The following is a 14,132-nucleotide window of genomic DNA, read 5'->3' on the forward strand; positions in this document are numbered from 1 at the left end:
GGTGGGCGCCGGGCACGGCGGTGTCCTCGGCGCCGCCTACGTACCCGGGGACACCCCGGTGCACCGGCTGGAGCCCCACCTCAAGCTCGTCGCCGTCCTCGGGTTCGCCCTGGTCGTGGTGGCCACCCCGGTGCACGCGCCGTGGGCCTGGAGCGCCTACGCCGGGTACCTCGTGCTCGTCCTCGGCGTCGCCGCGCTGGCAGGCGTGCGCCCCCGGCGGCTGGCCCGCGGCCTGGTCGTCGAGGTGCCCTTCGTCGTCTTCGCCCTGCTGCTGCCGGTGGTGGCGCGCGGGCCACGCGTCGACGTCCTCGGGCTCTCCCTGTCCGAGAGCGGGCTCACCGCCGCCGGTGGCCTGCTGGCCAAGGCGACCCTGTCGGTGCTCGCCGCCACCGTGCTGGCCGCCACCACGCAGCCGCGGGAGCTGGTGCGCGGGCTGGAGCGGCTGCGGCTGCCCTCGGTGCTCGTGCAGATCCTGATGTTCATGTTCCGCTACGCCGACGTGGTCGGCGGCGAGCTGCGGCGCATGCGGGTCGCCCGGGAGTCGCGCGGCTTCCGCGGCCGCCACGTCGGTGCCCTGCGGGTGCTCGGCCCCGCGGCCGGCTCGCTGTTCATCCGCTCCTACGAGCGCGGCGAGCGGGTGCACCTGGCCATGCTGTCGCGCGGCTACACCGGGCGGATGCCCAGCGGCCCGGCTGCCGCGGTGCCCGCGCAGGCGTGGGGGGCCGCGCTCGCCCTCCCGCTGGCCGCAGGCGCCGTCCTGGCGTCTGGTCTCCTTCTCGGGTGAGCTCAGCACCCTCCCCGGTCGGCTCCCCGCGTCCGGAGCCCTCGCTGCGTGTCGAGGACCTCGCCTTCGCCTACCCCGACGGGCACCAGGCGCTGTTCGGCGTCGACCTGCGGATCGAGCCGGGCGAGCGCGTGGCGCTGCTCGGCCCCAACGGCGCGGGCAAGACGACCCTGGTGCTGCACCTCAACGGCATCCTGACCGCCGGGCGCGGCTCGGTCACCGTCGCCGGGCTGCCGGTCGACCGGCGCCACCTCCAGGAGGTCCGGCGCCGGGTCGGCATCGTGTTCCAGGACCCCGACGACCAGCTGTTCATGCCCACCGTCGGCGAGGACGTCGCCTTCGGCCCGCGCAACCTGGGCCTGCCGGAGGCCGAGGTCGCCGCCCGCGTCGCCGCCGCGCTGGACCAGGTGGGCATGGCCGGCGCCGCCGACCGCCCGCCGCACCACCTGTCGTTCGGGCAGCGCCGGCGGGTCGCGGTGGCCACCGTCCTGTCCATGCACCCGGAGGTCCTGGTGCTGGACGAACCGTCGTCCAACCTCGACCCGGCCGGACGCCGGGAGCTGGCCGAGGTGCTCACCAGCCTGCCGGTGACCATGCTGATGGTCACCCACGACCTGCCCTACGCCCTGCAGCTGTGCCCGCGGTCGGTCGTCCTGGACGGCGGCGTCGTGGTCGCCGACGGGCCGACCCGCGAGCTGCTGGCCGACACCGAGCTGCTCGCCCGGCACCGCCTGGAGCTGCCCTACGGTTTCGACCCCGCCAACGTCCCCTGAACCAGGAGGGGCAGGAACGGCCGCCCCCGCCCCTCCCCCGGTTCAGTCCGCGCCGCCGACCAGCGCCTCGGCGAAGGCCTCCGGCTCGAAGGGCGCGAGGTCGTCGGCCCCCTCCCCCAGCCCGACGAGCTTCACCGGGATGCCGAGGTCGCGCTGCACCGAGACGACGATCCCGCCCTTGGCGGTGCCGTCGAGCTTGGTGAGGACGACGCCGGTGACGTCGACCGCCTCGGTGAACACCCGCGCCTGGACGACGCCGTTCTGCCCGGTCGTCGCGTCGAGGACCAGCAGCACCTCGGTGACCGGCGACTGCTTCTCCACGACCCGCTTGATCTTGCCGAGCTCGTCCATGAGGCCGCCCTTGGTGTGCAGCCGGCCCGCGGTGTCGACGACGACGGTGTCCACCTCGGCCTCCACACCGGTGCGGACCGCCTCGAAGGCGACCGACGCCGGGTCGCCGCCCTCGCGACCCCGCACGGTGAGGACGCCGACCCGCTCGCCCCACGTCTCCAGCTGGTCGGCCGCGGCGGCGCGGAAGGTGTCGGCCGCGCCGAGGACCACGCTCTTGCCGTCGCCGACGAGCACGCGGGCGATCTTGCCGACCGTCGTCGTCTTGCCGGCGCCGTTGACGCCCACGACTAGGACGACCCCCGGCCGGCCCTCGCGACGGTCGACGCCCAGGGTGCGGTCGAGGTCGGGCCCCAGGACCGCGGTGAGCTCCCGGACCAGCAGCTCGCGCAGCTCCGCGCCCGAGGCGGTGGCCAGCACCATCGACTGCGTGCGCAGCCGCTCGACGATCTGCGTGGTGGCCGCGACGCCGACGTCGGCGGCCAGCAGGGTCTCCTCGACCTCCTCCCAGTCGTCCTCGGTGAGCCGCTCGCGAGCCAGCACGGTCAGCAGGCCACGGCCCAGCGAGGACTGCGACCGGGCCAGCCGCGAGCGCAGCCGCACCAGCCGGCCGGCCGAGGGCGGCGGGGTCTCGAAGACCAGGCCCGGCTCCGGCTCGGCCGGCGGCAGCGGTGCGGTCGGCGCCGGCGGCTCCGCGGTCTCCGGTGGCAGCCCCAGGCCGCTGGCGGTGGAACCGGTCGGCCGTGGCTCCTCGGTGGGCGCCGGGGCGGGGGGCCGCGGCCGCGTGAGGGTCGTCCCGAGAGCGGCATCGTCGTCCAGACGGGTGGTGCGGCGGCCACGGCCGACGAGCAGGCCGACCCCGAGGACCAGCGCGACGACGAGGATCGCGACCGCGATCAGCACGAACTCCATGCCGTCAGTCTCCCAGCCCGCGCACAGCCGGGTCTGGGCGGAACCCAGCTCCGTGGGCCACGCTGGTGGGTATGCCGCTGCCCGGCCGGGAGTCCCCGGTCCTCCTCCTCGGTCCGCTCCTGCGGCACGTCGACCCCGTCTCGGCCACCGTCTGGGTGGAGACCGACCGGCCCTGCGAGGTCACGGTGCTGGACCGCAGCGCCCGGACCTTCACCGTCGACGGTCACCACTTCGCCCTCGTCGTCGTCGAGGGCCTGGAGCCGGGGAGCACCACGCCCTACGACGTGCGCCTCGACGGCGACCGGGTGTGGCCGGAGGCCGCCTCCCCGTTCCCGACCAGCCGCATCCGGACGCCGGGCCGGCCGGCGCCCTTCCGCATCGCCTTCGGGTCCTGCCGCTACGCCACCCCCAGCAGCGTGGACCTCACCGAGGGCATCCCGCCCGACGCCCTGGACACCTACGCCGCCCGGCTGACCGGACGGCCGGAGACGGAGTGGCCCGACGCGCTGGTCCTGCTCGGTGACCAGGTCTACGCCGACGAACTGACCACGGCGACGCGCCGGTGGCTGTCGCTGCGCCGGGGCGAGCACGCACCGGCCGGCACCCAGGTCGCGGACTTCGAGGAGTACACCCGCCTCTACGCGGAGTCCTGGAGCGACCCCCAGGTGCGCTGGCTGCTGTCGACCATCCCGTCGTCGATGATCTTCGACGACCACGAGATGATCGACGACTGGAACACCTCGGCCGCCTGGCGCCGGAAGGTCACCGGACGGGACTGGTGGAAGCACCGGATCAGCGGCGGGCTGGTCAGCTACTGGGTGTACCAGCACCTGGGCAACCTCAGTCCGCAGGAGCTGGCGGACAACGCCACCTGGCAGGCGGTGCGCGCGCACCCCGACGACGCCGGTCCGGTGCTGCAGGCGATGGCCGAGGCCGCCGACACCGACCCCCGCTCGGTCCGGTGGAGCTACGTGCGGCACTGGGGTGACGCCCGCATGGTGATGATCGACAGCCGGGCGGGGCGGGTGCTCGACGAGCACCGGCGACGGATGCTCGACGACGACGAGTTCGCCTGGGTCGAGGCCGCCCTCGACCGGGCCGTCGACGAGGGGGTCGAGCACCTCGTCCTCGGTACCTCGCTGCCGTGGCTGCTGCCGCACGCCATCCACGAGGTCGAGCGGTGGAGCGAGACGATGAACGGCCGCCACCTCGGCGGGCCGGTCGGGTGGCTGTCGGAGCAGCTGCGCCAGGCAGCCGACCTCGAGCACTGGGCGGCCTTCGGCGACTCCTTCGAGCGCCTCGGCCGGATCCTGGTCTCGCTGGCCCGGGGGGAGCGCGGCCGGGCGCCGACGACCGCGCTCGTGCTCTCCGGTGACGTCCACCACGCCTACGCGGCCGAGCTCGTCTCGCCGGCCGGGCTCTCCACCCGGGTGCACCAGCTCACCGTGTCGCCGCTGCACAACGAGGCACCGCACCCGATCAAGATCGGTTTCCGCATGGGCTGGAGCCGCTGGGCGCGACGGTTGACCACCGGCATGGCACGGCTGGCCCGCGTGCAGCGCTCGGAGCTGGACTGGGCCAAGGCGGCCGGCCCCTTCTTCGGCAACCAGCTCGGCGAGCTGGTGCTCGACGGCCGGGAGGCGCGGTTCCGGTTGTTCGTCTGCGAGCGGGCGGGCGAGGACGGGGACGTGCTGCGCGAGGTCGCCGACCTGCCGCTGTCGGACCCGGTGGCGGCGGAGGTGACAGGCTGAGGCGGTGACCGACGCGACCGGGACGAAGCCCGCACCGGGCCCCGACCAGCCGCCCATCCCCGTCCGGCTGGTCACCTTCAACACCCACCACGGGGTCGGCGACGACGGCCGGCACGACCTGCCGCGGCTGGCGAAGGTGCTGGCCGCCGCCGACGCCGACGTCATCTGCCTGCAGGAGGTCGACCGCTACTTCGGCGACCGCAGCGAGGACGTCGACCAGGCGCTGCTCCTGTCGCGGGCCCTGGACATGCAGCTGGCGTGGGGGCCGGCGATCGACGAACCCCGCCGCGACGAGCGGGAGCGCCGGCAGTACGGCAACGCCCTGCTGTCGCGGCTGCCGGTGCTCGTCAGCGACGTGCACCCGCTGCCGGGCACCGGCGAGCCGCGCAGTGCCCTGCGGACCATGGTGGAGCTCGACGGCGGGACGCTGTGGGTGACGACGACGCACCTGTCCACCCGCACGGCGGAGGAGCGCGCCGCACAGGCCGCCCACCTGGCCGCGCTGCACACCGGGCCGATGGCCGCCGGCGTCCTCGTCGGCGACTTCAACACCCCGCCGGACGCCCCGGAGCTGGCGGCGCTGCGCGAGCGCTTCACCGACGCCTGGGACCTCGCCCGCGACCGCGACGACCAGGCCGGGTGGCGGTTCTGGCACCAGGACGAGGGCCACACGCACCCGGCCCGGCGACCGCACCGGCGGATCGACCACGTGTGGGTGTCGCCGGGTGTCGCGGTCGCGGGGGCACACGTGCTCGGCGGCGCCGGGGCGTCGGACCACCTGCCGGTCGTCGTCGACCTGGAGGTCACCTCGGGGGTGTGACGGAGGACCCCTGCCCCCACCCGCTCGCACGCTCGCGGCGGGCCCCTGCAGGGGGCCGTCAGGCGGGTTCGGCCTCGCGGAGGCGCTGGCTGATCACACCGGTGATGCCGTCGCCGCGCATGCTCACGCCGTACAGGGCGTCGGCGATCTCCATCGTCCGCTTCTGGTGCGTGATGATGATCAGCTGCGACGTCGACCGCAGCTGCTCCACCAGCGTCAGCAGCCGGCCGAGGTTGACGTCGTCCAGCGCCGCCTCGACCTCGTCCAGCACGTAGAACGGCGAGGGCCGGGCCCGGAAGATCGCGACCAGCAGCGCCACGGCGGTCAGCGAGCGCTCGCCGCCGGAGAGCAGCGACAGCCGCTTCACCTTCTTGCCCGGCGGGCGCGCCTCGACCTCGACGCCCGTGGTCAGCATGTCCTCCGGGTCGGTCAGGGTCAGCCTGCCCGAGCCACCGGGGAACAGCGTGGCGAAGACCTGCTCGAACTCCCGCTGCACGTCGGCGAAGGCCGAGGCGAAGACGGTGTGGATGCGCTCGTCGACCTCCCGGACGACGGTCAGCAGGTCGCGGCGGGTGGCCTTGAGGTCCTCGAGCTGGGTGGCGAGGAACGAGTGCCGCTCCTCCAGCGCCGCGAACTCCTCCAGGGCCAACGGGTTGACCTTGCCCAGCGTGGCGAGGTCGCGCTCCGCCTTGGCGGCCCGGCGCTCCTGGGCGGCGCGGTCGTAGGGAACCGGCTCGGGCTCGGGCTCCCCCGCCGCCTGTGCCGCCGCGACCTGCGCGGGCGTGGGCGGCACCGGCGCGGCCGGACCGTACTCGGCCAGCAGGGTGGGCAGGTCGACGCCGTACTCCTCGGCGGCGCGGCCCTCCAGTGCCTCGATCCGGTAGCGCTGCTCGGCCCGGGCCACCTCGTCGCGGTGCACCTCGTCGGTCAGCCGTTCCAGCTCCGCGGTCGCCACGCGGACCGCCGCCCGGACCTCGAGCAGCTCCGCCTCCCGGGCGGTGCGCACGCGGGCCAGCTCGTCGCGCTCGGCGGCCGCGCGGGCCAGCGAGTCCGCGAGCGCGGTCAGCGCCGTCTCCGCGCCGGCGCGCACCCGCGCGGCGACCGCCGCACCCCGCTCGCGGGCGACCCGGGCGGCGGCGGCCCGCTCCCGCGCCGCGCGCTCCTGGCGGGCCTGCCGGCGCAGCGACTCGGCGCGGCCGGACAGCGCCCGGGCGCGCTCCTCGGCGGTGCGCACGGCCAGCCGCGCCTCGGTCTCGGCCTGGCGGGCGGTGGCGGTCTCCAGCCGCAGCCGGTCGCGCACGGCGGGGTCGGGTTCCTCCTCCACCGGGGCGGCCTCCGCCTCGGCGAGCCGCGCCTCCAGGCCGGCCAGGGCCGCCTGCGCCTGCTCGAGGGCCTGCTCGGCACGCACCCGGGCGGCGGCGGAGCGCTCGGCCTCGGCGGCCGCGGACCGGGCGGCGGCGCCCAGCTCGGCCAGCTGCGCGGCGGCCGCCGAGCGGGTGCGGTCCGCGGCCTGCCGCGCGGCGAGGGCGGTGTCGACGTCGGCGGAGCGGTCCCGTGCGGTCGACCGGGCGGCGGCCAGCCGGTCGGCGAGGTCGGCGGCCCGCGTCGCGGCGGCGGCGAGCTCGCGGTCGGCCTCGTCGACCCGGGCGCGCACCTCGAGGCCGGAGGGGGCGTTGGCCGAGCCGCCGACCGACCAGTCGGCACCGACCACGTCGCCGAGCGCGGTGACCGCCCGCACCCGCGGATGGGTGCGCACGAGGGGGACGGCGGCGTCGAGGTCGCCGACCACGGCGACCCGGTCCAGGGCACGGGCCAGCGCCGGGCGCAGCTCCTCCGGCGCGGTCACCAGGTCGAGGGCCCAGCGGGCGCCGTCCGGCAGCTCCGGCCAGCCCTCGCGGGGCAGCGGCGGGAGGCCACCGGTGACCAGCAGCCCCGCCCGCCCGCCGTCGACCTCCCGCAGGTGCGCGAGGACGGCGGCGGCACCGGTGACGCCGTCCACCACGAGCGCGTCGGCAAGGCCGGCGAGCGCGGCGGCCAGCGCCACCTCGGCCCCGGGCTCGACGGTGAGCCGCTCGGCCACCGGTCCGAGGACGCCGGGCAAACCCGCGGCCAGCGCGGCCGCGGTGCCGTCGGCGGGGGCCAGCCCCAGGGCGAGGGCGTCCCGCCGGGCCTGCCAGGAGGCGCGGTCACGCTCGGCGGCCCGCTCGGCGGCGGCCAACTCGGTGACCGCCGCGGCCGCCGCGGCGTGGGCGGCGACGGCGTCCTGGTGCGCGGTGACGAGGGCGACGTCGGAGTCCTCCTGGCCGGACACCTCGTCGCGGCGCTCGGCCAGCCGCTCGGCGGCGACCTCGGCCCGGTCGGCGGCCTCGCCGGCGGCCAGCGCCAGCCGCTCGATCTCCGACTCCCCCGCCGCGACCCGGGAACGGGCTGCGGCCACCTGACCGGACAGCCGGGCCAGCCCCTCCCGCCGGTCGGCCAGCGCCCGGGCGGCGGCGACCCACGCCTTCTCGGCCTCGGTGAGGGCGGTCTCGAGCTCCGCGCGCGCGGCCACGGCCGTGGCCAGGCGTCCCCGTTCGGCCTCCAGGCCGGCGGCCAGCTCGGCCTCGGTCGCCGCGACCCGGTCGGCCTCGGCGTCCAGCTGGTCGGGATCGCGGCCCCCGGCCGGGGCGGGCGGGGCCGCGGAGAGGTGCCGGTGCCGTTCGGCGGCCAGCTGGGCGACACCGCGGAAGCGCTCGGTGAGCGCCGAGAGCCGGTACCAGGTGTCCTGCGCCCCGCCGAGCAGCGGCGCGTTCGCGGCGAGCTCGGCCTCCAGGGCGGACTCCCGGGTCGAGGTGCGCGCCAGCTCGGCCTCGACGACGGCGCGGCGCTGCCGGGCGGCGGTCTCGTCGGCGACGTCCTTCTCGAGGGCGTCGCGCAGCTGCACCAGGTCGTCGGCGAGCAGCCGCAGCCGGGCGTCCCGCAGGTCGGCCTGGACGCCGGCGGCACGGCGGGCGACCTCGGCCTGCCGGCCCAGGGGCTTGAGCTGCCGCCGCAGCTCCGCGGTGAGGTCCCCCAAACGGTCGAGGTTGGCCTGCATCGCGTCGAGCTTGCGGAGCGCCTTCTCCTTGCGCTTGCGGTGCTTGAGGACGCCGGCGGCCTCCTCGACGAAGGCGCGACGGTCCTCGGGGCGGCCGGAGAGGACGGCGTCGAGCTGCCCCTGCCCGACGATGACGTGCATCTCACGGCCGATGCCGGCGTCGCTGAGCAGCTCCTGGACGTCGAGCAGCCGCACCTTGTCGCCGTTGATCTCGTACTCGCTCTCACCGGAGCGGTACATGCGGCGGGTGACCGAGACCTCGGTGTACTCGATGGGGAGCGCGCCGTCGGCGTTGTCGATGGTGAGGGTCACCTCGGCGCGGCCCAGCGCCGGACGGCCGGCGGTGCCGGCGAAGATGACGTCCTCCATCTTGCCGCCGCGCAGGCTCTTGGCACCCTGCTCACCGAGGACCCAGGCGATGGCGTCGACGACGTTGGACTTCCCGGAGCCGTTGGGGCCGACGACGGCGGTGATACCCGGCTCGAGGCGCAGGGTCGTCGCGGACGCGAAGGACTTGAAGCCCTTCAGCGTCAGGCTCGACAGGTGCACGGGGAGAGGACTCTAGCCCGGCGGGGCGCCCGCGCCCGTGAGGCGAGGCGCGGGCGGGGTGGGTGGTGCCGGTGTGACGGAGCGGTTCAGGCGAGCGCGGGCTCGGCGTTGTCGCCGGCCAGGCTGAGCAGCTCGTGGGCGATGGCGGCGTCCCGTTGGGCGCGCAGTTCCTGCAGTTCCTGCTCCAGCCGGCGCACCCTCGCCCGGAGGACGGCGTTCTCCTCGACTACTCGGAGTTCCGCTGAGGTGACGACGTGACCGAACAGGGCCTTGGCCATGGTGGATGCGGCCTTTCGACTGCGTGAGTGGTTGACCTGCGCCCCGTACGACGGTCGGCGCGGTGCGTGTGTTCCCAGGGTGACAGGCCTGCTCACACAGGTCAACGGCCACACTGCACACCCACCGTGTCGGGGGGATGTCGTGTTCGTCACGCGGTCGTGAAGCCGGTTCCCCCCTGTGCCGCCTCGTCCCGCACGTCGACCCGGGCGACCCGTCCGGGGGCGTCCGCGCCGTCCAGGTCGGCCAGGACGGCGGCCACCGCGGCGTCCTCCCCCTCGAGCACCACCTCGACCCGGCCGTCGGGGAGGTTGGTCGCCGACCCGGCCAACCCGGCGGCCTCCGCACGGCCGCGGACGAACCAGCGGTAGCCGACCCCCTGGACCGACCCCGACACCAGCGCGACAGCGCGGCGGGTCATGACCGGCGGGGGCGGGTCGGGGACGACCGGGGCCGCGGCTGGCACCGCGGGCAGCTGTAGCTGGACCGGTTCATGAACGACTCGCGCACGATCGCCGTCCCGCAGCGCGGGCAGGCCCGGTCGGCCTGACCGTAGACGGCGAGGAACCGGGAGAAGTAGCCGCTCTGGCCGTTGACGTCGACGTAGAGGGAGTCGAACGAGGTGCCGCCCTGGGCGAGGGCCTCCCCCAGCACGTCCCGGACGCCGTCGAGCAGGTCCGCCACCTGCGCGCGGGTGAGCTTGTCGGTGGGGCGGTTGCCGTGCAGCCGCGCGCGCCACAGTGCCTCGTCGGCGTAGATGTTGCCCACGCCGCCGATCAGCGTCTGGTCCAGCAGCGCGCGCTTGACCTCGGTGCGCCGACGGCGCAGGGCGGCGCTGAACCCGTCGGCGTCGAAGGAGTCGTCGAGCGGGTCGATGGCGATGTGCGCCAGGCGCGGCGGCAGTCCGGCAGCGTCTCCACCCCCGGCCGGCCCGGCCTCCTCGACGGCGAGCCCGCCGAACGTGCGCTGGTCGACGAAGCGCAGCTCACGGCCGCCGTCGGTGAAGGTGAACCGGGCCCGCAGGTGCGTCTCGTCCGGCGCGGACGGCTTCTCCACCAGGAGCTGGCCGCTCATGCCCAGGTGGGCGACGAGCGCCTGCTCCGACGGCGAGCCGCCGGGCTCGGCGAGGGGGAGCCACAGGTACTTGCCACGACGGCGGGCGGCGGTGAGGGTACGGCCGGTCAGCGCGGCGACGAAGTGCTCGGTGCCCTCGAGGTGTCGTCGGACGGCGCGCGGGTGGCGCACCTCGACGGCAGCGACGGTGCGGCCGGCGACCCACTGCTCCAGACCGCGCCGCACCACCTCGACCTCGGGCAGCTCGGGCACGGTCGGTCAGTCCCCCGTCGAGGGGGGGACGGCGCCGTCGCCGGCCGACAGCGCGTGGTAGGCCGCCTCGGCGGCCTCCTGCTCGGCGGCCTTCTTGGTGCGGCCGGCACCCCGCCCGTAGACGGTGTCGCCGAGGACGACGGCGGCGGTGAAGGTCTTGGCGTGGTCGGGTCCCTCGTCCTCGACCAGGTAGGTCGGGGCTCCCAGACCCCGCGCCGCGCCCAGCTCCTGCAGGCTGGTCTTCCAGTCCAGACCGGCCCCGCGGGTGGCGGCCTGGTCCAGCAGCGGGTCGAACAGCCGGTGCACGATCACCGACGCGGCGTCCAGGCCCAGCCCGACGTGCACCGCACCGATCAACGCCTCCAGCGCGTCGGCGAGGATGGAGTCCTTCTCCCGCCCGCCGGTGGTCTCCTCGCCGCGGCCGAGCAGCAGGTGCGGGCCCAGCCCGCCGGCGCCGAGCCGGCGCGCCACCCCGGCCAGCGAGGTCATGTTGACCACCGAGGCGCGCAGCTTGGCCAGCCGGCCCTCGGGCAGGTCGGGGTGCCGGCGGTAGAGCTCGTCGGTGACGACCAGCCCCAGCACCGAGTCGCCGAGGAACTCCAGGCGCTCGTTGGTGGGCAGCCCGCCGTTCTCGTAGGCGAAGGAGCGGTGGGTCAGCGCCAACGCCAGCAGGCCGCCGGGCAGCTCGACGCCGAGGGCGTCGAGGAGCCAGGCGGCCGAGCGCTCGGCGTGGGCCAGGCCGGCCGGGGAACGGCCGGTGGTCCCGCCCGCGGCGGGCTGGGTGCCGGTGGCAGGGGTCGCCACGGCTGGTCTCCCCGCGAGGATCAGACCGAGAGGACCTGACGGCCCTCGTACTGCCCGCAGGTCGGGCAGGCCTGGTGCGGCGGCTTGAGCTCGCCACACGCCCGGTTCGGGCACGGCGACAGCGTGGGAGCGGACGCCTTCCACTGCGAGCGACGCATGCGGGTGTTGGCGCGGGACATCTTCCGCTTCGGGACGGCCACGGTCAGTTCTCCTCTGGGTTGTCCGTACCGGGGGTGCCCGGTTCGGAAGCGAATCGGCCGGCGAGCCCGGCCCAGCGGGGGTCGAGGACCTCGTGGGTGTGGTCGGCCGGCAGGTCGTCCAGACGCTGCCCGCAGTCGACGCACAGCCCGCCGCAGTCCTCGGTGCAGGTGGGCGCCAGCGGCAGGCTGAGGACGACGAGGTCGCGCACCATCGGCTCGAGGTCGAGGTGCTCGCCCTCGACGCGGCGGACCTCGTCCTCCTCGCTGGTGGCCTCGGTGGTGCTGCCCTCGTAGGCGAACAGCTCCTGGACGTCGAGCTCGAGGGTGTCCTCGATCGGCTCCAGGCAGCGCGCGCACGAGCCGGCGACGGGGACGTCGACCTCGCCGGAGACCAGCACGCCCTCCATGACCGACTCCAGCCGCAGCCGCATGTCGACCGGGGCCCCCTCGGGCACGCCGATGAGCTCGACCCGCCAGTCGCCCGGCGCCGGCACCGTGCGCTCGATCTCCTGCAGGGAGCCGGCGCGGCGACCGAGCTCCCGCAGGTCCACGCGCCAGGGGTTGGCGGCGGGACGCCGGGCGTCGGAGGACGCGGCGCCTGAGCGGGGCGGCTGAACGGCAGACATGTGAGTACTCACGGTAGGCAGCGGAGAGGCGGCCGGCCGGGGTGCGGGACCTCCGACGGTCGGACCGGGAGACCAGCCTACCCGATGCCCCGACGACACCGTCCCGGCCGGAGGGCACCCCCGGGGGGTGCCGCCGTGAGCCTGCGCACGGCCGGAGGGGGGCCTCCTACTCGCGCAGGGTGGCACGCGCCTTCTCGACCGAGCGGAGCATCCGCTCCAGCGTGGTGCCGAAGTCGGCCAGCCGGGTGTCGACGTACTCGTCGACCTCGGCCCGCATCCGGTTGACGTCGGCGACGGTCTGCGCGCCGAGCTCGTCGGCGCGGGTGACCGCACCCCGGTAGACCTCGGTCTCGCTGATCAGCCGCTCGTGCTCGGCCTGCGCGGCGGCCACGATCTCGGCGTGCTGGGTCTGGGCGTCGGCGAGCACCGCCTCGTGGTGGCCGCGGGCCTCCTCGACGATGCGCTCGGCCTCCTCCTCGGCGTGGGCCAGCAGGTCCTCGGCCTCGGCCTGCGCCCGGGCGAGCAGCTCGTCACGCTGCCTCCGGGCCGTACCGAGGATCTCCTCGCGCTGGCGTCGGGCCGCCCCGACGACCTGCTCGCTCTCGCTGCGGGTGCGCCCGGTGAGCCGCTCGGCCTCGGCCTGGGCCTGCTGGAGGATCTCGGTGCGCTGCTCGACGATCGCGCCGGCCTTGTGGACGTCGTCGGGGAGGTTCTCCCGCAGGTCGTCGAGCAGGTCGAGCAGGATGTCGCGGGGCACCATGCAGGAGCCGCCGGACATGGGGACGTTGCGGGCGTTCTCGATGACGCGGGTCAGCTCGTCGACGGTCTCGTACAGGCGGTACACGACCTCCGTCATGAGCCCTGCCCCCGGTGCGCGAGCAGCCGGTCGTGGACGGCCTTGGGCACGAGGCTGGAGACGTCCCCGCCGAAGGTGGCGATCTGCTTGACCAGGCTCGAGGACAGGTGGCCGACCTGCGGGGCGGTCGGCACGAAGAGGGTCTCGATGCCGGCCAGCTCGCGGTTCATCTGGGCCATCTGCAGCTCGTACTCGAAGTCACTGACCGCACGCAGGCCCTTCACGATGACCGGGATGTCCTTGCCGCGGCAGTAGTCGACGAGCAGCCCCTGGAAGTTGTCGACGGTGACGTTGGACAGGCCGGCCACGGCGTCGCGGAGCAGCTCCATGCGCTCCTCGACGGTGAACAGCCCCGCCTTGCCGGGGTTGACCAGGACGGCGACGACCAGCTCGTCGTAGAGGGCCGCCGCCCGGTTGATGACGTCGACATGGCCGTTGGTGACCGGGTCGAACGAACCGGGGCAGACCGCTCGCCTCACGGACAGCGACCGTACCGGAGCACGGCCTCGCCGTAGCGGCGGTCGCGCACTCCGGACAGGGGTGTCGGCCACTCCCAGGGCTCCTCGCGGCTGGAGCGCTCGACGACGACCACGGCCTCCTCGGCCAGCCAGCCGCCGGTGACCAGCGACCCGAGGACCCCCAGCACCTCCGCCACCGGCGTGGCGTACGGCGGGTCGGCCAGGACGAGGTCGAACCGGGCCGGTGGCGGTCCGGCGACGACCGTGGGCACCGAGCCCGCGACCACGCGCCCGCCGGGGAGGCCGACGGCGGCGAGGTTGGCGCGCAGCACCGGGAGCACCCGTGGGCCGGACTCGACGAAGACGACGCTGCCCGCCCCGCGGCTGAGCGCCTCCAGGCCCAGGGCGCCGGAGCCGGCGTAGAGGTCGAGGACGGCGGCGCCCTCGAGGTCGATGAGGGTGGAGAGGCTGTTGAACAGGCCCTCGCGGGCGCGGTCACCGGTCGGCCGCACTCCCGACGGGGGCACCGCGAGCCGCCGGCCGCGGGCCACGCCGGAGACGATCCGGGTCACC

15 protein-coding genes are annotated in these 14,132 nt (G+C 75.7%); 4 read left to right on the top strand and 11 right to left on the bottom strand.

All coding sequences use genetic code 11. The annotated features are described in order from the left end of the window. The first annotated feature begins 1 nt into the window (after position 1). On the top strand, positions 2-784 hold the full coding sequence (gene cbiQ / locus ACI78V_RS07070) for a cobalt ECF transporter T component CbiQ (protein WP_456850122.1): 783 nt from the start codon (positions 2-4) through the stop codon (positions 782-784). Further along, entirely contained in the window at positions 781-1,557 is a 777-nt protein-coding gene (locus ACI78V_RS07075) for an energy-coupling factor ABC transporter ATP-binding protein (RefSeq protein WP_456850123.1), read from the top strand. The genes cbiQ and ACI78V_RS07075 overlap by 4 nt, the downstream gene beginning before the upstream one ends. 42 nt (positions 1,558-1,599) lie before the next feature. Here ACI78V_RS07075 and ftsY read toward each other — a convergent pair whose 3' ends face one another. Then, positions 1,600-2,817: a signal recognition particle-docking protein FtsY gene (gene ftsY, locus ACI78V_RS07080; RefSeq protein ID WP_456850124.1), complete on the bottom strand. Its 1,218-nt coding sequence runs from the start codon at positions 2,815-2,817 to the stop codon at positions 1,600-1,602. A 71-nt stretch (positions 2,818-2,888) separates the two neighbouring features. Here ftsY and ACI78V_RS07085 point away from each other — a divergent pair, with 71 nt between their 5' ends. Both ACI78V_RS07085 and ACI78V_RS07090 read left to right on the top strand, forming a co-directional pair. After that, positions 2,889-4,568 carry an alkaline phosphatase D family protein gene (locus ACI78V_RS07085; protein ID WP_456850125.1) on the top strand — a complete coding sequence of 560 codons (1,680 nt, stop codon included), beginning with the start codon at positions 2,889-2,891 and terminating at the stop codon, positions 4,566-4,568. 4 nt (positions 4,569-4,572) lie between these two features. Further along, positions 4,573-5,388 carry an endonuclease/exonuclease/phosphatase family protein gene (locus ACI78V_RS07090; protein ID WP_456850126.1) on the top strand — a complete coding sequence of 272 codons (816 nt, stop codon included), beginning with the start codon at positions 4,573-4,575 and terminating at the stop codon, positions 5,386-5,388. A 58-nt stretch (positions 5,389-5,446) separates the two neighbouring features. On the opposite strand, the gene smc is transcribed toward ACI78V_RS07090, so the two are convergent. From smc to rsmD, 10 genes are all read right to left on the bottom strand, one after another. Next, positions 5,447-9,013 (bottom strand): chromosome segregation protein SMC, encoded by a 3,567-nt coding sequence (smc, locus tag ACI78V_RS07095; protein WP_456850127.1) that lies wholly within the window; start codon positions 9,011-9,013, stop codon positions 5,447-5,449. 86 nt (positions 9,014-9,099) lie between these two features. Next, positions 9,100-9,291, bottom strand: a complete 192-nt coding sequence (locus ACI78V_RS07100; RefSeq protein ID WP_456850128.1) for a hypothetical protein — start codon at positions 9,289-9,291, stop codon at positions 9,100-9,102. Between the two features lie 149 nt (positions 9,292-9,440). Then, the gene (locus ACI78V_RS07105) at positions 9,441-9,710 is read right to left on the bottom strand and encodes an acylphosphatase (RefSeq protein ID WP_456850129.1); all 270 of its coding nucleotides are present in this window, start codon (positions 9,708-9,710) and stop codon (positions 9,441-9,443) included. Then, positions 9,707-10,615: a bifunctional DNA-formamidopyrimidine glycosylase/DNA-(apurinic or apyrimidinic site) lyase gene (gene mutM / locus ACI78V_RS07110; RefSeq protein WP_456850130.1), complete on the bottom strand. Its 909-nt coding sequence runs from the start codon at positions 10,613-10,615 to the stop codon at positions 9,707-9,709. The genes ACI78V_RS07105 and mutM overlap by 4 nt, the downstream gene beginning before the upstream one ends. Positions 10,616-10,621: 6 nt before the next feature. After that, positions 10,622-11,419: a ribonuclease III gene (gene rnc / locus ACI78V_RS07115; RefSeq protein WP_456850131.1), complete on the bottom strand. Its 798-nt coding sequence runs from the start codon at positions 11,417-11,419 to the stop codon at positions 10,622-10,624. Positions 11,420-11,439: 20 nt separating this feature from the next. After that, the gene (rpmF, locus tag ACI78V_RS07120) at positions 11,440-11,619 is read right to left on the bottom strand and encodes a 50S ribosomal protein L32 (RefSeq protein WP_097208873.1); all 180 of its coding nucleotides are present in this window, start codon (positions 11,617-11,619) and stop codon (positions 11,440-11,442) included. 2 nt (positions 11,620-11,621) lie between these two features. After that, entirely contained in the window at positions 11,622-12,245 is a 624-nt protein-coding gene (locus ACI78V_RS07125) for a YceD family protein (protein WP_456850132.1), read from the bottom strand. A gap of 166 nt (positions 12,246-12,411) precedes the next feature. Then, positions 12,412-13,101, bottom strand: a complete 690-nt coding sequence (locus ACI78V_RS07130; protein ID WP_456850133.1) for a hypothetical protein — start codon at positions 13,099-13,101, stop codon at positions 12,412-12,414. After that, positions 13,098-13,580: a pantetheine-phosphate adenylyltransferase gene (gene coaD / locus ACI78V_RS07135; RefSeq protein WP_456850134.1), complete on the bottom strand. Its 483-nt coding sequence runs from the start codon at positions 13,578-13,580 to the stop codon at positions 13,098-13,100. Before coaD ends, ACI78V_RS07130 begins: the two co-directional genes overlap by 4 nt. Then, positions 13,577-14,131, bottom strand: coding sequence for a 16S rRNA (guanine(966)-N(2))-methyltransferase RsmD (gene rsmD, locus ACI78V_RS07140; RefSeq protein ID WP_456850135.1), 555 nt, complete (start codon positions 14,129-14,131; stop codon positions 13,577-13,579). The genes coaD and rsmD overlap by 4 nt, the downstream gene beginning before the upstream one ends. Position 14,132 lies beyond the last annotated feature (1 nt).

The sequence above is a fragment of the Geodermatophilus sp. SYSU D00742 genome (assembly GCF_054049935.1).

Coding starts and splice junctions, on each gene's coding strand:
- ftsY (WP_456850124.1), bottom strand. CDS start 2,817: ATGGAGTTCGTGCTGATCGCGGTCGCGATCCTCGTCGTCGCGCTGGTC.
- ACI78V_RS07130 (WP_456850133.1), bottom strand. CDS start 13,101: ATGACGGAGGTCGTGTACCGCCTGTACGAGACCGTCGACGAGCTGACC.
- ACI78V_RS07100 (WP_456850128.1), bottom strand. CDS start 9,291: ATGGCCAAGGCCCTGTTCGGTCACGTCGTCACCTCAGCGGAACTCCGA.
- ACI78V_RS07085 (WP_456850125.1), top strand. CDS start 2,889: ATGCCGCTGCCCGGCCGGGAGTCCCCGGTCCTCCTCCTCGGTCCGCTC.
- ACI78V_RS07105 (WP_456850129.1), bottom strand. CDS start 9,710: ATGACCCGCCGCGCTGTCGCGCTGGTGTCGGGGTCGGTCCAGGGGGTC.
- ACI78V_RS07125 (WP_456850132.1), bottom strand. CDS start 12,245: ATGTCTGCCGTTCAGCCGCCCCGCTCAGGCGCCGCGTCCTCCGACGCC.